Source organism: Arcticibacterium sp. GJ41-1 (genome assembly GCF_055808875.1).
Map to the genome: position 1 here is coordinate 1,607,477 of NZ_CM147888.1, position 16,551 is coordinate 1,624,027.

Sequence of the window (16,551 nt, forward strand, 5' to 3'; positions counted from 1 at the left end):
TGCATGCGTAAAAGTGTAGCTAAGAACGCGACGGAAATATAAATGCTGAAGTAAAAAAATAAACGAATCACAAAAAAAGGAAGGCCGAAGCCTTCCTTTAATTATCAGAAATGAAATGCTATTTAGTCATCACTTCTACCTAAGAAAATCATTACATAGTAAGCTAGGTTGGCCACAGCAGCTAAAGCTCCGACTACATAAGTCATAGCGGCCCATTTAAGAGCGTCTTTGGCTTGAGCGTGTTCTTGTTGGTTTACTATGTTTCTACTCTCCATCCATTTTAATGCCCTGTTACTGGCATCAAACTCTACAGGAAGTGTGATTAAAGAAAATGCCGTAATAGCTAAGTTGGCCACTATAAGCACCATCAAAAGGATATTACCCATGGCTGAACCTTGCGTAATCATATAAAAACCTCCCATAAATAAAAACATGTTTAACATGCCCATTACTTTACCAGCCACACTAGCAGCAGGAACTAGGGTAGACCTTAACCTAAGAGCGGCATAAGCCGTCGCGTGTTGAACAGCATGACCTACCTCATGGGCAGCCACCGCGGCAGATGCAGTGCTTCGCCCGTTATAAACGTCGGTACTCAGGTTCACTGTTTTATTTTGAGGGTTATAGTGGTCTGTCAGCTGACCATTAACCTGTGTTATTCTTACATCATGAATACCATTGTCGTTAAGCATTTTTTGAGCTATTTCAGCTCCGCTGAGTCCATTGCTCAGACCTACTTTTGAGTACTTCTTGAATTTACTTTTTAGCCTTCTAGAGACTAACCAGCTAATTCCCATAAAGACAAAACTTAAAATGATAATTGGGTGCATGTGCGTTCTTTTAATAATTTATTGATAGTATAATTTTATTCTATTTTACATGAAGATAACGAAAATCTTAATCATGAAATTCCCTTTGATATATTAATTGATGGCTAATGGTTTAAAATCAGGATTATTGGGCTTTTCTCCTGATGAAAAAAGAGATAGCAAGAGCTGTCAAACCGAAAATTAGAACGAAAATTATGCCTTGCATGGTGTGCAAGAAAGTAGCCAAGGTGATACCGTCTTGTGGGTTAAGGCCATAAAGCCCAACTATTTTCCCAACCAAGAAGTGGTAAGAACCAATGCCACCAATAGTAGGAGCAGCCATACCAATAGTTCCCATCACTAAAATGGTTAAACCTGCTAGAGGACTAATACTCGCTGTTTGCGGAATGGCGAAACAAAGGAAGTAAGTCATGAAGTAATACAGCGTCCAGATGAGTACGGTGTGAGCTATAAATGCCTTTGGGTTTTTAAGGTCTTTAATGCTCGTGAAGCCAGCCCATAAACCTAAAAATACTTTTCTTATTTTGGCATAAATAGGAAACTTGCTTTCTAAAATAGTGTCGTTTCTAAGAATCCATCTCCATGCTAAGAAAGCTCCTAAAGCTAGGAATGCTAAGACACCTATAATGACAGAAGGATTGCCAATTTTGTCTCCAACCAACTCTATAAAAAACTCTTTAAGTCGGTCAAATTCTAGGATGAGGTTTAGGCAAATCAAGAATAATAGGACAAAAACATCAATGACTCTTTCTGCCACCACAGCACCAAAGGACTTTTCAAAAGGAATATCTTCTAAATCTTTTAAACTAGCCGAACGGGCAAATTCACCTGCACGAGGCAAAACCAAATTAGTAACGTAACCTATCAAAACAGCAATGGTACTTTTAAAAGCTGATGGGTCATAACCTAGCGGCTGTAGCATGAGTTTCCAGCGGTAGGCACGGCTCCAGTGAGCCAAAATAGCCATAACAGCCGAAAGTGCTACCCAAAAGTAGTTGGCGTTTTTGATGGTTTCCCAGAGAATATTGATATCAATTCCTTTTAAAACAAACCATAGCAAGAAACCTGCTATTGAAATAGAAATAAGATATTTAAGAATGCTTTTGATGTTCATTATCAGGAAAGTAAAAAGGTCAATTTCTGTACAAATGTACACGAAATTGACCTTCAAAAAGAATGCCTATATTATTTAACAACGCGGTTGTTTTCATCAGGGAAAACCACAATCGGTTTGTGTGCTGCGGCTTCTTCTGGAGTCATCCAAGCATAAGAAATGATTATCACTATATCACCAGGCTGTGCTTTTCTGGCAGCAGCTCCGTTAAGGCAGATAATTCCAGAACCTCTTTTGCCTTTGATGGCATAAGTTTCAAGGCGTTCGCCGTTGTGATTGTTTACAATCTGCACTTTCTCATTTTCTTTAATTCCGGCCGCGTCCAGCATGTCTTCGTCAATAGTGACACTTCCGACATAATTTAGCTCGGCCTGAGTAACTTTTACTCTGTGAATTTTAGATTTGAAAACGTTGACTAACATTATCTATGGTTTTGTTTACTCCAAAAGGACTACAAAATTAGCAATCCTTGACTGAATTCATAACCACAAATAGGTAGAATTAATTCAGATGTGTATGGAAGCTGCTTTGGCTTATTATTTTTTGGAATCTCTTTGAGCCGTATGGCGTATATTTAAATATGAATTATCTAATTACTGGCGGAACAGGACTTTTAGGAAAGCAACTTTCAAAATTGTTGCTTGCTAATGGCCATAAGGTTGCCATTTTGACAAGAAGCGAAAGAGAAGACTCTCAGGTTAAGTTCTATCAATGGGATATTAAAAAAGGAGAGATTGAAACGGAAGCTTTACAAAAGGTAGATTGCCTGATTCATCTTGCAGGTGCAGGCATAGCTGATGAAAAATGGACTGATGAAAGAAAAGAAGCTATTATTAACTCTAGGGTGCAGCCTTTGACATTACTGGCCCAAAAATTTAAGGAGATAGGTGTGTTTCCTAAAAGCATTGTCTCGGCATCTGCCGTTGGTATTTATGGCTTTGATACAGGTAACAAAAACCTTACGGAAGATGATGGAAAAGGGAAAGACTACATTTCTGAAGTGGTCATAAAATGGGAAAAAGCGGTGAATGATTTTGCTGCTTTGACAAAGAGTAGAGCCGTAAAACTACGAATAGGCATCGTCTTAGATAAAAACGGTGGAGCATTGCCACAATTGGCTTTACCTGTAAAATTAGGCGTAGGTTCTGCTTTGGGTGATGGCGAGCAGTGGCTTTCATGGATTCACACCAAAGATTTATGCCAACTCTTTTATCAGTGCTCTTTAGATGAAAGTAAGCAAGGTGCTTATAATGCCGTAGCTCCTAATCCGGTAACAAATAAGGAAATGGTGAGAGTATTAGGTAGAGTATTGCACAGACCCATCTGGGCTCCTAAAGTACCAAGTTTTGTATTGAAGCTAATACTAGGAGAACGGGCACAGCTGGTGCTGGGAGGAAATAAAGTGAGTGCATCTAAGATAGAAGCTACTGGTTTCAGTTTCAAATTCTCTATCTTGGAGGACGCATTAACCGAAATTTATAAATCTTAAGTCTATGTCTTGGCCAGTTTTATTGTTTTTTCTTGGAGGTTTAATTTGGCTTTATATCCTGTGGGATAAGCGTAGGAAAAAGGAATAATCATTTTTTGCAGAGCTATTCGCCAATAGTGATTTCATCAGAATAGACTGCTCACATCTAGTACACATTTCTTATATCAAAGGCATAGATTCTCGCTCGGGAATTACATTTGTCAAACTCAGTAATCAAAAAGAACTGGCAGTACCACGCAGGAAATTAACTAGCATAAGAGCTTTGTTGGCCTGAGATAGTTCTGCATTTAGTTTTAAATAGTATTTTTAGAATGTATTGATTAATCAATTAACATTGTTCTCCATGAAACTATTTAAAAAGACACTTCTAGGCTTATTGGCAGTATGCCTACTCTTCATCGCATTTTTGGTTTTCAATACCTTAACGCTCAAATCTAAACAACTCAGTTTTGATGCTATTGAACAAATAGAGGTAGACCCAATGTCAAAAACGAACTTTTCAAATGCCATAAAAATAAAGACCATTTCACCTGAAAATGCGGCTGATTTTGACTCTTTGGCTTTTGACAAATTCAATGTTTTTCTTCAAAAAACGTATCCTTTTGTTGACTCACTTTTAGAAGAGAAAATCTTTAACAGCTATAGTCATCTTTACAAATGGGAGGGCTCAGATAAAAGTTTAAAACCCGCTTTGTTTATAGCCCATTTAGATGTGGTGCCTGTGGCGGAAGAAAATTTGCCAAACTGGAAGCATGCTCCTTTTGGAGGCGAAATAGTGAATGATACCATTTGGGGACGAGGCACTATTGATGACAAAATTGGTGTGGTAGGCTTAATGGAGTCGGTGGAGCTTTTACTGAAAAGTAATTATACGCCCAAAAGAACCATTTACTTAGGTTTTGGTCATGATGAAGAAATTGGCGGACCTAATGGTGCTACGTTCATTGCCCAGTATTTAAAAGAGCAAGGCGTTTCTTTGGAATTTGTGATGGATGAGGGAGGAACCATCTCACAAGGTTTAGTAGCTGGTATAGATAAAGATGTGGCTTTGATAGGTACGGCAGAGAAAGGTTTTGTTACCGTAGAATTATCGGTTGATTTGGAAGGGGGGCATTCATCTCAGCCTGATAAAGAAACCAATATTGATGTACTGGCAAATGCTATTGTGAAACTAAAAAATAACCCTTTTCCTGCTAAAATTCCCAGTGTGGTGGGTAAGATGCTGGAATATTTAGGGTCTGAATTTCCGTTTACCACCAGAATGGTAGCTGCTAATCAGAAGCTTTTAGGCTTTTTGTTTATAGCGGCTTCTGAAAGTACACCTCAGGGTAATGCAAACGTGCGAACCACCACAGCCCCCACCATATTTCATAGTGGAGTGAAAGAGAATGTGATACCACCCGTGGCAAATGCCTCTGTCAATTTTAGGATACTTCCTGGTGAAAGCTCAACTTCTGTGCTGGAAAGAGTAAAAGAAACGGTTAACGACGAGCGAATCAAAATAGAAATAGGCGGGAATTTCGGGACAGAGCCATCAAAAATTTCGGGTACAGAAACCATGGGTTTTCAGGCCATCCAGAAAACTATCTTAGAGGTTTTTCCGGGTACGGTGGTAAGCCCTTATTTGGTGATAGGCGGAACAGACTCCCGCCATTATGGAGACATTACAGAAGATATTTATAGGTTTGGTTCGGTCAAACTTCATAAGCAAAACATCAAGTCTTTTCATGGAATAAATGAGGCCCTTCCGGTAAGTGAATTTGAAAACGCCATCCGTTTTTATCATCAGCTAATTCAGAATGTTTCGGAGTAGTGACTCTGTGGAGAGCTAGCAATCATGATTGACAAGTTCAACTTTTTACCAAAGCACTAACGTTCATTTTATAGAGCTTTCCTATCGGAATGGTATTTTTAGCTATAAAAATTCTGTTGCCATCTACACTAGAAATATGCTGTTTAGCTACCACAAAAGATTTATGTACTTGAAGGAAGCTGTCGGACGAGAGCTTTTCTAGCACATCAGAAATTTTATCTCTGACCAGCAGCGTGTTATCTTTTAAAACCACTTTGGCATAATTTCCGGCGGCTTCCACATAGAGAATGTCGTCTAGCTTTACCTGAACGTATTTTTTGTCGCTATAAAAGAAAACATGGCCAGAGCTGCTCACAGGGTTTTCTGTGGAAATGTTTGTTTGAACTTGAAAAGCTTTATTGACAGCCTTCAAAAAACGTTCAAAGCTGAATGGCTTTAAAAGATAGTCGGTTACTTCTAATTCATAGCCTTCTAAAGCGTATTCTTGATAGGCTGTGGTGACTATAACGCTGGGCGGATTTCGTAAGGTTTTTAAGAAATCGAAGCCCTTTAGTTTTGGCATATTAATATCCAAGAAAATCAAGTTGACAGAAGCACCTCTCAAATAATCTAAAGCTTCCAAAGCATCATAACAATGCTTCATTAACTTCATATTAGGTAACAAATCACAATAGTCTTTTATGATATCATGAGCGATGGGCTCGTCGTCTATGATGAGGTATTTTGTCATTTTAGAAGCTGTAATTTGACCTTGAAAATAGCATTGCTATTCGTGATTTCAAGCGTATGCTTTTTCGGGTACCTTAATGCTAGTCTACGTTTTAGATTTTTTAACCCAATTCCTTTTTGTGCTGGAAGCTGGCTGGTGTCAAAATTGTTTTCAATTTCAAAATCAATAGCCTCCTTCGTAGCATTTAAGTTGATGTGAATATAAGCATCTTCTCTTAGGTTTTCTACCCCATGTTTAAAGGCATTTTCTAATAAAATGATAAATAAAAGGGGGAGTATTTTAAGGCTGTCGTCTTCTAAATAGACCTGAAAGCTTACGTCTATCTTTTTTTGATAACGCATTTGATGCAGTTCTATATAGTTTTTCAAATAGGCTACTTCTTCTTTTAAAGATACTTCTGTTTTTTCGCCCTCATAAATGCTGTATCGCATTAAATCCGAGAGTTTTAAAATAAGAGCCTTCGATTTTTCAACATCTTTGCCCACCATGCCGTAAAGGTTGTTTAGCATATTAAAGAAGAAATGAGGGTTTACTTGGCTTTGCAAATGCAGCAATTCGCTTTTCATTTTCTCATTTCTCAAAACCAGTAGCGACTTCAGCTGAACAATAACCCAGATTATGCCTGCAACTAGCAGGAAGGCATAATAAATAACGATGACAATGCCGACAGCAGAAGGATAATCTGCCAAGAAGACCACCGAATTTTGACCATTTATGATGGACTCATAAACGGTAATTCCCACGGGAATAATAATGCTGATTAGTACCAATACTTTGGTGAGCAACCAGTGGTTTCTTTTAAAAATTGAACTCATAGCCCAAAAATAGGGGATACTAGGCTAGCCCTTAAATAAAAGTGATGAACAGGTCAGTTTTGGGTTTATAAAGTCACCAAAACTGGTCAAAATGACTTTATAGCTGCAGAAAGGTTTTATGCCATGAAATAGCTGAAGGCCGTCACAATAATTTAGGACGCTATAAACCGCAGCATAGTTTTGCCTTCATCATAAACAAAAAAGCTATATAATATGAAGAAAAGAGTATACCGCTATTTAAAACACATTTTTGGCACCATCGGTGTTTTACTGGGCATTGGAATTATTGTCTTATTATCGCTGAATGGAAGCGTGGAATACGGGGAGAATCCTCAGAACATAAACCTAGAGAAAGAAGGGCCTTATGTGTTTTATGAAAATGACAGTACTTTAAATGTCAATTATATTAGAGGAAATAAAACAGACGGTTTTTATCTGGATAAACAGGAATACCAAGCCGATGACAGCATTCCTGCCTATTGTTATTTTCCGCTAGATTCCACAAGTTTTGACTTTAGCATAAAGCCGAGTTTTGAAATTCCTGCGGCAAGTTATGACGACGGGCAGCCTGTGCTCGCCATTTCTGACATAGAGAGTGCCTACAGCACGTTTAGAGATTTCCTTATTCAGAGTAAGGTGATAGATAGCAAGCTGAATTGGACATTTGGCAAGGGCCACTTGGTTTTAGTGGGCGATTTTGTAGACAGAGGTTTTTCTACCACACAGGTGCTTTGGTTTATTTATAAATTAGAGCAAGAGGCGGCAAAACATGGCGGTACGGTACACTTTATTATAGGAAATCATGAGCTGTATAATATGCAAGGCAAATTCAAATCTGCCTCTTATAAGTATTATGGCGTGGCCTCCATTCTGGGAAAACAGCATCACGATCTATATAACCAAAACTCATTTATAGGCAAATGGATGGCTTCTAAAAACACCTTGGAGCTGATTAACGGAAACCTATTTACACATGGTGGCATTCATCCTGATATCGCTAATTATGACGTCAGCATAGCCGAGGTCAATGCTATTAACCGAGCAAACTATTACAAATCTTATTTTCCAAAACCAGAAGAAACGCTGGAGCAGCTCATCATCTCTAATAAAAAGGGGATTTGCTGGTACAGAGGTTACTTTAAAGATGATTTATCACAAGCCGAGGTAGAAAAAGGTATTGATAAATTTAATGGAAAAGCCGTGGTGGTAGGCCATACCATGAAAGGGAGGGTTAAAAAACTTTATGATGGAAAAGTGTTTGCCATTGATGTAAAACACCCAAAAGATTATAATAAAAACTGGCCAAATAAAAGCTCCGAAGGTCTTCTGATAGCAGGAGGGAAGTATTATAGGGTATTGGCAAATGGAAATAAGATAGAACTTTAGTCATGATGGAAAAAATATACAGGCTTTTAGAGAAGCCATACGCCGTAGTTTGGGTGATGCTCTTAACACCCCTTCTAGGATTTATAGACCGGAATTTCGTTTTCTTTTGTGGCCTGGGCGTGGTTTTCTTGCTCCTGAAAAGAAGTAGGTATGACTGGCCCAAGTTTGGTTTTGGAGAAAAACTTAGCCTTAAAACGGTATGCAAAGCCTTAGTAATAAGCCTCCTTTTGTTCCTATTGTTTTCTGTGATTGACCCTATTTTGGAGAAACATTTTGGTGCCTTTGATTTATCATCTGTGGAAGATATTAAAGGAAATCTGGTAGGCTATATTATCCTCATGATTATTATGTGGTTTTTTGCTGCCTTTGGCGAAGAATTACTTTTTAGAGGGTATTACATGAAAAGCTTGGCAGAACTACTCGGCAATAGTCAAAGAAGCTGGCTACTTTCTGCGGTTTTAGTGTCGGTTTACTTTGGCGTGTCGCATGCTTACCAAGGTTTGTCAGGAGTCATATCTGTCACTATATGGTCGCTCTGCGTTTCTTTGATATTTAACAGGAATAGGAACAATCTTTTCTTGCTAGTGCTAGTACATGGTATTACAGACAGTATAGGCATAACCCTAATTTACCTTGATAAAGGAAGTATGATTTCAGACTGGGTACAGCAGATGCTATAAGAGCTATCCAAAGTAAATGCTGCAAAGTTTAAATAGAAAGAACCCGTATAACTGCGGGCTCTTTGGCTATATATGTTTTGCTTTTTCTACCCAAGCCAAATGACCGTATAATAAATGGGTTTGTTTTACTGCGTAAAGTTTGATTTTTTGGCTGCAAAGCAACTTGCTATTTACTTATATAATGGTTTTCAAAAGCCGTAAAGGCGTTTAACAATGGCTGATAGTTGGAAATGGGAATACTTGTTGAACTTAATATGACCACAGAGCTAATTCTACTTATAATACTGCTTGTCATAAAATCTGCTGCTAGCTCTCAAATTAGTCTTACAAATTTGACATCGCTTACATAATAGGTATCTTGCTTAAAGCTTAATCAAGAATTAAACACTATGAATAAAGATATCTCAAGAAGGAATCTATTAAAGAAAATAGGACTTACCGCCGGAGGTATGGCCATGGGAACGGCTCCTGTTTTGGCGAGTAATGGTTTGGAAATTAAGCGTAACCCTTACATTTATTCTTTTCGGATAGGTGAATTGGAAGCATGGTCTATCAGTGATGGTTTTATGCTTTTTGATGCGGGTTTAGACCTTATGGAGCCTACCAGTTCTCATAGCCAAATGCGGGAAGCCATGCTCTCAAACCATGAAGACCCTAGTTTTTTGCCCATGTACATTAATATTTTGGTCATTAGAAAGGGAAAAGAGGTCATCATCTTTGATGCGGGATATGGCATAGTAAACAATGCTGAAAGAGGCTGGTTCCAGGAAGGATTAAGTGCTATTGGCATTGATAAAAATGATGTAACGGCAGGTTTTTTAAGTCATGCCCATGGAGACCATATTGATGGTTTTGTAGGGCCAGATGATAAACCCATGTTTCCTAATGCCGCTATTTTTACCACACAAGAAGAATTTAACTTTTGGCGACAAAAAAATCCAGATTTTTCTAAGTCCAACAGAAACCCATCTTGGATTCCTGGCATGGTTAAGCATGCTAAAAAGCAATTTGAAATACTCGCTCCCCAAATACAAACAGTAAAAACAGGAAGTGTTTTATTTGATAATTTGGTAACCGTAGAGAATGGTTTTGGGCATACGCCCGGCCATGCTGTTTATAAAATAAGCTCTGGTGAAGACTCCTTACTTCATATAGTGGATTTATCTCATAATGGTGTTTTAATGTTTGAAAACCCTGCTTGGTCCATTAAGTTAGACCACTCCCCAGCGGTGGCTATTGCGTCCAGAGAAAGAATATTTTCTATGGCAGCAGAAAAAAGGATGCGATGTTTTGGCTTTCATATTCCCTGGCCGGGGCTAGGTTATATCAATAAAAAAGGAAAAGGCTATAGCTGGTTGCCAGAAAGAATGTGGTGGTGATTTAGTTAGCTAAAGGAAGATAAAAATCATCAAAAAAGTGATGTAGTAGAAAGTCTGGAATAAACTGTTACGATGTATCTCCACAACCCAAATGACCGTATAATAAATGGGTTTGTTTTAGTGGTATAAAGTTTTGAATTTGTGGCTGCATAGCAAATGAATAACCAATTACAAGCATTTACAATCTGGTTAGTATTGCCGAGATAAAAGAAATAGACGCACTTTTTAGGTAAAGGCTAGATATATACTAATGTTGGCAACAAGCTGAAAAACAACACTAACTGAATGACAACAACCGAAATAAGAAAGATAATTGCTGATTCCGAATATTCTGATTGGTTAAATGCAGTAAACGTACAAATTGAATATCCACATTTGGACTTTGACCAAACTTTGACTGGATTTAGTAGTGTTTTTAAATTTTTAGAACAACAAATTAATGGTTGGGAAAAGTTTGGAGAAAATATTCCAACTGAATTAAAAGCTTCTAAAAAACAGTTTTCAACATTTAAAACAAGACTTGAAAACTATATTAACACTTACGTTATTAACTCGAGTTATAACGAAAGTCAATTAAACAGCTATTGGAATTCTGAAAAAAATCAAATTCAAAACAATAAAAATCTTTTCGTTTACGACGCACCACAAACTGATTTTTTAATTGAAATTTACAGAGAAGTTCCTAAATATTATGCTGGAGCCTATAATTTTGTATTGGGAAATTACAGTATTTCCAATAAAGATTCTATGATTGGACATCTTTTAGCTTATGAATTTGAACTAAAAGATTATTCGGAATTAACAAAGCGTAGAAACAAAGAGAAGTCTTCAATCGGTCGTTTAAGAAATGACCTTAGAAGTCAACTATCAGAAAGCGAGACTCAATTATCGGAACACCTAAAATCTGCGAATGTTGAATTCGATAATTACACACACAAAATTGACGATTTAAAAAGTGAAAAAGAAACTAATTTTGAGGACTGGTTTGGTAATTCTAAAAAAGAATTTACTGAATTCGATAATTCATCAAAGGAAAAAATTGCAGATTTAGAGCATACTTATGAGGAATTATTGAGACTTAAAAAGCCTGCTGAATATTGGAATCAAAGAGCTACAAAACTCAATAAAGAAGGGTGGAAAGCTATTTATTGGCTTGTTGGATTGGTTGCTTTTGCTTGTCTCACTTTGTATTTTTTACTGTGGTTAACACCAGATGGAATGTTGTTGAGCTTTATAAAAGGACAGGCAAGTGCTATTAAATGGTCTATTATCTATGTAACTTTTATTTCGTTTTTAGCATTTGGAATACGGGCATTAAATAAGGTTGCTTTTAGTTCATTTCACCTTGCGAGAGATGCAGAAGAAAGAGAGCAACTGACATATGTTTATTTATCACTAATTAAAGATTCTGCAGTAGATGAAAAGGAAAAATCTTTAATTATGCAGTCGCTGTTTAGTAGAGCAGAGACTGGTTTATTAAAAGGAGATTCTGGACCAGCAATGCCGAACGATATAAGTAACAAAATATTCGGAGGGAATTAAAAGCCAGTTGCCAACAATTAGGCTCGAATGCAGCGAAGTAAGGCTTCGGTTCATTTGTTGAGTCTCTTAAGATTGACGTTGGGTTTTAAAAATCTACTGCCGGCCTAACTTGCTCTTTTTCTCAATATCTCTACTACCATAATGACCGTATAATAAATGGGTATTGTTTTAGTGGGATTAAGTTTTGAATTTGTGCTTTGAAGCAACTTCCTAATCATTGATTTAATCGTTTTCAAAAGTCTGAAAGACGTCTAACAATTGCCGATAATATGAAATGAAGCTATTTGGTTAGCTTAATATGAAAAATTAAATATGACGACAGAAATAATTCTACTTATAATACTGATAACCTTACTAGCCGTAAATCTGATTGTCACTTTTTTTAAAAGGACAAAACTTGATTTTGATATTGAGGGAAACTTCAATGAAACAAAAAAAACACTTGTGAAATTTGATTCATCATTGGATAGAACAGATAGGTCAATGAAAGATGAATTCCAAAGAAACAGAGAAGAGTCAAGTTCGTTGTCAAAAAATCAAAGAGAAGAATTATCAAAATCTTTAGATGGTTTTAAGGAAGGGTTTGAAACAAATACAAAAAGACTTAACGACTTATTAAAAGATAGATTTGATGCTTTTAGCAAGCAACAAACCGAAATAAACCACGAATCAGAAAAAAGGATTAAAGAAGTAAAAGAAACTGTTGAAAATCAACTTAAAGAGATTAGAGAAGATAATACCAAACAACTTAACGAAGTAAGAAAGACAGTTGACGAAAAGCTTCAAAAGACATTAAATGAACGCTTAACTCAATCATTTGAAACAGTAGGGAAACAGTTGAAATCTGTGCAGGAAGGTTTGGGAGAAATGAAAAACCTTGCGACTGATGTTGGTGGACTTAAAAAAGTACTTAGCAATGTGAAAATGCGTGGAGGAATTGGAGAAGTTCAACTTGCGATGCTTTTAGAACAAATACTTGCACCAGACCAATATGAAGCCAATGTGAAAACAAAAAAAGGAAGTTCAGCAACAGTTGAATTTGCTATAAAGTTGCCAGGGAAAAATGAAGATGATTCTGTAGTTTGGCTGCCAGTAGATGCAAAATTCCCAAAGGATGTATACGAAAAACTTCAAGATGCATATGAAGATGGAGACTTGGACAAAATTCAATTTGCTCAAAAGGAATTGGACAATACGATAAAAAAAATGGCTAAAGATATTAGCGAAAAATATATAGACCCACCAAATACAACTGATTTTGGAATTATGTTTTTACCATTTGAGGGAATTTATGCAGAAGTCGTAAGAAAGGCATCTTTGCTTGAAACTTTACAGAAAGATTATAAAATTATAGTAACAGGTCCGACAACATTGGCAGCCATTTTAAATAGCCTACAAATGGGTTTTAAAACACTTGCCATACAGAAACGAAGTAGTGAGGTTTGGCACGTTTTAGGAGCGGTTAAAAAAGAATTTGAAAATTTTGGGGGTATGATGTCTAAAGCTCAAAACAATATTAGAACAGGTTTAAACCAATTAGATGACGTAATGGGTAAAAGGACAAGGGCTATTCAAAGAAAATTAAAAGATGTTGAAACTTTGGATGAAATTAGCACAACACAAATTTTTCCAGAATTGAAAGAAGGTATTATAGACTTTGAGGATGAAAACTAAATATTGAGATGTAGAACGAAAGTTCAATCTCGCTCTACGAAGTCTTTTTGAATTTATAGGAATGTCTGTCAATCTTTAGATTGATAGTAGGTTTAAGAAAGGCTCGCATTAAAGAGGATTTAAACCAAGGGTTTTCCTTTTTGTAGTTCTACATAAGAGACATAGCCGGGCATAGTAAAAATTGAAAATTTTCTCATTTTTACTGTCGTATTTGTCATATATCAGACGGTGGGAGTAATGAGATTAAAAAAACGATCAATAAAATGAGGTTGACAATTCTATTTTTTTGTTTAATCAAATTCACTTTTGGTTATTCTCAATTCTCTGTTGGAGATACTAAAGAAAACGTAATATCTGGTTTAAAAAGTAATAATACAGAATTTACTGAATCTGAACTAACGGACTCTACAAGCCGAATATCAGTACTATATGAAAATCAATATCAAATGATATGGATGTTAGATGCTAATGATAAAGTTTTCAGACAAACACTTATACCGGAAATGGAAAATGGAGCGAATGAGTTTGTGAAATTGTTTAATAAGGATTTTGTTATTATTTCAGACGTGGAATGGAGAAACTATGAAAATGGAAGGATTTATAAAATTCAATTAGAATATATAATGCGTGAGCCTTTTTTTTCAATAACTCTTTCTCCGAGCTCAAGATAACTGCTTCCCTCTTTCGGAGTCTCCGTTACGGACTCCGAGGGTAACACCCAATCCCCAACTTGCAAAACCCAAATAAAGTGGTGAATTTGTATAGCTAAAGCTCAGTACTTCCTGAGCCATAATAGGTTTACCATCATAAATAAAAACACCATGAAATTAGGAGCATTTTCAATAAGTCTTGCCGTAAAAGACATTCATAAATCTAAGGCCTTTTATGAGAAACTAGGGTTTACCTATAAGGGCGGAAACATAGACCAGAATTGGATTGTTCTCAGAAATGAGCATGCGGTCATAGGTCTTTTTCAAGGCATGTTTAAAGACAATATCATCACATTTAATCCCGGCTGGGATAGCGATGCACAAAATTTAGAGGAGTTTGACGATGTTAGACTTATACAAAAACAACTCAAAGAACACGGTATAGCACTTACTGGGGAAGCTGATGAAAATACCACAGGTCCAGCTCATATCACTTTAACAGACCCAGACGGAAACAATATTCTGATAGACCAGCATAGGTAGGGAGATTTTTAGCTTTTTAGGGGAATGGAAACTCCATTTCCTGATTTTTTCTACCGAATGGTGTATATACAGGTTTCATGCATTCTAAAATTGCCTACCAACTTTCTTCAAAAAACGATAAGCGAACACACCTTAAGAAATCTTATAACAGTGTAGTGAACATCAGCACTGTGGTATAGCTTAGACATATACCAAGATTGCTATTTATTTCACTACCTTAATTATAAAACCATCAATCTGATTAGGGTCTTCAAAATAGTTTTGTGGTGCAATTAAATGAGTATTCCCAAACCTCAGGTCTCCACCATTTATTCCCACTGCCCATGCATTCCCATCGGTATCTATTTTTAGATCGAGCGTGTTTGACTGACCAATTATTTCATCTGACCAAAGTAATATGCCTTGATTTGGATCTATTTCTCCTAGTATAGATTTAGCCGATTTATTTGAAAAATAAGAACTGTTACCCAGCCTTATAAAAGAACTAGTCAGAAATCCCGTCATGATATTTCCTTCATTATTCATTGTCATACGAATGGATGAAAGTGAAGCACCTTCATAGTAAAATATGTCTTGATGTTCAAAATTACTTGCTAGTTTTAGTATAAAAGCAATTTCAGGCTCGGTCTTAGTATTTGAACTCGATGGAATATTAGTTTGATAATTTCCTGTTTTTAAAGAATCTTCTGTAACTCCGCTAAAATAAATATTATCTTCATCGTCAATAACTAATGAACCTTCACTGCCATGACTGTTTCCAAAGCCTTCACCTTCAAGGTAGCTATTCAGTACCGGGTTTAACTTTAGTAAAAAGAAGTTGTTATTATATAAGCTTGGGGCTGGTAAGGTAAAACTGCCTGCACTCAAAACGTCTCCATATTCTCCAGCTATTACATAGTGTCCCTCCGAGTTTACTTTTAAATCATAAACACCTACATTATACGCATTTCCTAGCTGTTTTAAGAAGGAAACACTACCCGTACTATTACTAAGTTTGGCAATAAAAGTATCCCGACCTCCCAAACTGGTTAAACTATTACCATCGAAGTCTGCCTTGTCTTGAAACCACCCTGTTATAACCAGGTCTTCAAGGCCATCTAAATCTATGGCTTTTACATTGTCTTCATCACTGCCGCCAAAAACTTTATTCCATAATGGAATGCCATCCTTATCTAGTTTAATAACAGCTACATCTTCGTTGGATCCATCACTGATGAGCGTACCACCTGCATCCCATAGATTTATTCCGCCCTTCAAATCACCAGCAATGAATATATTATCATTTGAATCTATTGTCATTTCCCAAGGAATTAAGCTTCCAGTACCTGTAGAGGTTTTAACCCATTGTATTACACCCTGGGAGTCTTGCTTAACCAGATAAGTAGTGTACGGTCCTCCAGAGTGATAAATCGTATCTGTTCCGAAAATTACGGAGCCATTATAAACTCCTGTGATATATCTATTATTGTTAGAATCGAAATCTATGGTTGTTATATATTCAAGGCTGTCACCTGCAACACTAGAGCCTGTTAATATCACATTATTCTGACTTAATGCTGATAGAAAATATGACCATTCTGTACCATTCCACATCCTTAGCGTTTTATTACTAATATCAATCACGATATCACCAATTTCAGGGTCTGATATAGCTAGTATCTGCTCGTAAGTCATTTTTTGAATTCCACCAGAAGCAGGAGTAATCCCATTTGGGGTAATGGTGACATTCTGGGCTATTGAACTTATGATGACAAATAGAAAAAAGGAGGTAAGTATTGTTTTCATAATGACTTTTTTTGCAAACTAATATAAAAACAGACTCGTGTAAAGAATGTTTTATTTTACGGTAAAGGCATGGGAATTAATACTTTTTCTATTTCGAAGTCTCCCTGTGTACCGGTTTGTT

Annotated in this window: 15 protein-coding genes and 1 pseudogene; 10 read left to right on the plus strand and 6 right to left on the minus strand. The window is 36.6% G+C overall.

Annotation, left to right across the window (positions count from 1 at the left end; all coding sequences use genetic code 11):
- Window positions 1–122 precede the first annotated feature (122 nt).
- The 3 genes from AC0L6O_RS06410 to panD all read right to left on the minus strand — a co-directional run bounded on the left by AC0L6O_RS06410 (window position 123) and on the right by panD (window position 2,366).
- Complete coding sequence (locus tag AC0L6O_RS06410) at window positions 123–830, minus strand: zinc metallopeptidase (RefSeq protein WP_473307187.1); 708 nt, start codon at window positions 828–830, stop codon at window positions 123–125.
- 124 nt (window positions 831–954) lie between these two features.
- A complete protein-coding gene (locus AC0L6O_RS06415; RefSeq protein WP_473307188.1) occupies window positions 955–1,944 on the minus strand; it encodes a lysylphosphatidylglycerol synthase transmembrane domain-containing protein in 990 nt (329 codons plus the stop codon).
- Window positions 1,945–2,015: 71 nt separating this feature from the next.
- Window positions 2,016–2,366 carry an aspartate 1-decarboxylase gene (gene panD, locus AC0L6O_RS06420; protein WP_473307189.1) on the minus strand — a complete coding sequence of 117 codons (351 nt, stop codon included), beginning with the start codon at window positions 2,364–2,366 and terminating at the stop codon, window positions 2,016–2,018.
- Between the two features lie 158 nt (window positions 2,367–2,524).
- Between panD and AC0L6O_RS06425 the strand changes: the two genes are divergently transcribed.
- The 3 genes and pseudogenes from AC0L6O_RS06425 (at window position 2,525) to AC0L6O_RS06435 (ending at window position 5,246) form a co-directional block, all read left to right on the plus strand.
- Window positions 2,525–3,433, plus strand: coding sequence for a TIGR01777 family oxidoreductase (locus AC0L6O_RS06425; protein WP_473307190.1), 909 nt, complete (start codon window positions 2,525–2,527; stop codon window positions 3,431–3,433).
- Between the two features lie 112 nt (window positions 3,434–3,545).
- Window positions 3,546–3,707 (plus strand): annotated as a pseudogene (locus AC0L6O_RS06430) (LytTR family transcriptional regulator DNA-binding domain-containing protein); the annotation flags it as partial.
- 69 nt (window positions 3,708–3,776) lie between these two features.
- Window positions 3,777–5,246 (plus strand): M20 family peptidase, encoded by a 1,470-nt coding sequence (locus AC0L6O_RS06435; RefSeq protein ID WP_473307191.1) that lies wholly within the window; start codon window positions 3,777–3,779, stop codon window positions 5,244–5,246.
- Window positions 5,247–5,283: 37 nt separating this feature from the next.
- On the opposite strand, the gene AC0L6O_RS06440 is transcribed toward AC0L6O_RS06435, so the two are convergent.
- Window positions 5,284–5,976 carry a LytR/AlgR family response regulator transcription factor gene (locus tag AC0L6O_RS06440; protein WP_473307192.1) on the minus strand — a complete coding sequence of 231 codons (693 nt, stop codon included), beginning with the start codon at window positions 5,974–5,976 and terminating at the stop codon, window positions 5,284–5,286.
- Window positions 5,973–6,791: a sensor histidine kinase gene (locus AC0L6O_RS06445; RefSeq protein WP_473307193.1), complete on the minus strand. Its 819-nt coding sequence runs from the start codon at window positions 6,789–6,791 to the stop codon at window positions 5,973–5,975. The genes AC0L6O_RS06440 and AC0L6O_RS06445 overlap by 4 nt, the downstream gene beginning before the upstream one ends.
- 213 nt (window positions 6,792–7,004) lie before the next feature.
- Here AC0L6O_RS06445 and AC0L6O_RS06450 point away from each other — a divergent pair, with 213 nt between their 5' ends.
- From AC0L6O_RS06450 to AC0L6O_RS06480, 7 genes are all read left to right on the plus strand, one after another.
- Window positions 7,005–8,177, plus strand: coding sequence for a metallophosphoesterase (locus AC0L6O_RS06450; RefSeq protein WP_473307194.1), 1,173 nt, complete (start codon window positions 7,005–7,007; stop codon window positions 8,175–8,177).
- Window positions 8,178–8,179: 2 nt separating this feature from the next.
- Window positions 8,180–8,857, plus strand: coding sequence for a CPBP family intramembrane glutamic endopeptidase (locus tag AC0L6O_RS06455; protein ID WP_473307196.1), 678 nt, complete (start codon window positions 8,180–8,182; stop codon window positions 8,855–8,857).
- 389 nt (window positions 8,858–9,246) lie between these two features.
- Window positions 9,247–10,236, plus strand: coding sequence for an MBL fold metallo-hydrolase (locus AC0L6O_RS06460; protein ID WP_473307197.1), 990 nt, complete (start codon window positions 9,247–9,249; stop codon window positions 10,234–10,236).
- A gap of 285 nt (window positions 10,237–10,521) precedes the next feature.
- Window positions 10,522–11,778 carry a DUF6161 domain-containing protein gene (locus AC0L6O_RS06465; protein ID WP_473307198.1) on the plus strand — a complete coding sequence of 419 codons (1,257 nt, stop codon included), beginning with the start codon at window positions 10,522–10,524 and terminating at the stop codon, window positions 11,776–11,778.
- Window positions 11,779–12,090: 312 nt separating this feature from the next.
- Window positions 12,091–13,452 (plus strand): DNA recombination protein RmuC, encoded by a 1,362-nt coding sequence (locus AC0L6O_RS06470; protein WP_473307199.1) that lies wholly within the window; start codon window positions 12,091–12,093, stop codon window positions 13,450–13,452.
- Window positions 13,453–13,715: 263 nt separating this feature from the next.
- Window positions 13,716–14,123, plus strand: coding sequence for a hypothetical protein (locus AC0L6O_RS06475; RefSeq protein ID WP_473307200.1), 408 nt, complete (start codon window positions 13,716–13,718; stop codon window positions 14,121–14,123).
- Between the two features lie 150 nt (window positions 14,124–14,273).
- A complete protein-coding gene (locus tag AC0L6O_RS06480) occupies window positions 14,274–14,645 on the plus strand; it encodes a VOC family protein (protein ID WP_473307202.1) in 372 nt (123 codons plus the stop codon).
- Window positions 14,646–14,849: 204 nt separating this feature from the next.
- On the opposite strand, the gene AC0L6O_RS06485 is transcribed toward AC0L6O_RS06480, so the two are convergent.
- A complete protein-coding gene (locus tag AC0L6O_RS06485; protein WP_473307203.1) occupies window positions 14,850–16,430 on the minus strand; it encodes a hypothetical protein in 1,581 nt (526 codons plus the stop codon).
- Between the last annotated feature and the right edge of the window lie 121 nt (window positions 16,431–16,551).

What these genes read in the sequence shown, in the direction of transcription:
- AC0L6O_RS06460 (WP_473307197.1), top strand. Translation starts at nt 9,247, where the DNA reads ATGAATAAAGATATCTCAAGAAGGAATCTATTAAAGAAAATAGGACTT.
- AC0L6O_RS06435 (WP_473307191.1), top strand. Translation starts at nt 3,777, where the DNA reads ATGAAACTATTTAAAAAGACACTTCTAGGCTTATTGGCAGTATGCCTA.
- AC0L6O_RS06465 (WP_473307198.1), top strand. Translation starts at nt 10,522, where the DNA reads ATGACAACAACCGAAATAAGAAAGATAATTGCTGATTCCGAATATTCT.
- AC0L6O_RS06425 (WP_473307190.1), top strand. Translation starts at nt 2,525, where the DNA reads ATGAATTATCTAATTACTGGCGGAACAGGACTTTTAGGAAAGCAACTT.
- AC0L6O_RS06470 (WP_473307199.1), top strand. Translation starts at nt 12,091, where the DNA reads ATGACGACAGAAATAATTCTACTTATAATACTGATAACCTTACTAGCC.
- AC0L6O_RS06485 (WP_473307203.1), bottom strand. Translation starts at nt 16,430, where the DNA reads ATGAAAACAATACTTACCTCCTTTTTTCTATTTGTCATCATAAGTTCA.
- AC0L6O_RS06455 (WP_473307196.1), top strand. Translation starts at nt 8,180, where the DNA reads ATGATGGAAAAAATATACAGGCTTTTAGAGAAGCCATACGCCGTAGTT.
- AC0L6O_RS06415 (WP_473307188.1), bottom strand. Translation starts at nt 1,944, where the DNA reads ATGAACATCAAAAGCATTCTTAAATATCTTATTTCTATTTCAATAGCA.
- AC0L6O_RS06410 (WP_473307187.1), bottom strand. Translation starts at nt 830, where the DNA reads ATGCACCCAATTATCATTTTAAGTTTTGTCTTTATGGGAATTAGCTGG.
- panD (WP_473307189.1), bottom strand. Translation starts at nt 2,366, where the DNA reads ATGTTAGTCAACGTTTTCAAATCTAAAATTCACAGAGTAAAAGTTACT.
- AC0L6O_RS06440 (WP_473307192.1), bottom strand. Translation starts at nt 5,976, where the DNA reads ATGACAAAATACCTCATCATAGACGACGAGCCCATCGCTCATGATATC.
- AC0L6O_RS06450 (WP_473307194.1), top strand. Translation starts at nt 7,005, where the DNA reads ATGAAGAAAAGAGTATACCGCTATTTAAAACACATTTTTGGCACCATC.
- AC0L6O_RS06445 (WP_473307193.1), bottom strand. Translation starts at nt 6,791, where the DNA reads ATGAGTTCAATTTTTAAAAGAAACCACTGGTTGCTCACCAAAGTATTG.
- AC0L6O_RS06475 (WP_473307200.1), top strand. Translation starts at nt 13,716, where the DNA reads ATGAGGTTGACAATTCTATTTTTTTGTTTAATCAAATTCACTTTTGGT.
- AC0L6O_RS06480 (WP_473307202.1), top strand. Translation starts at nt 14,274, where the DNA reads ATGAAATTAGGAGCATTTTCAATAAGTCTTGCCGTAAAAGACATTCAT.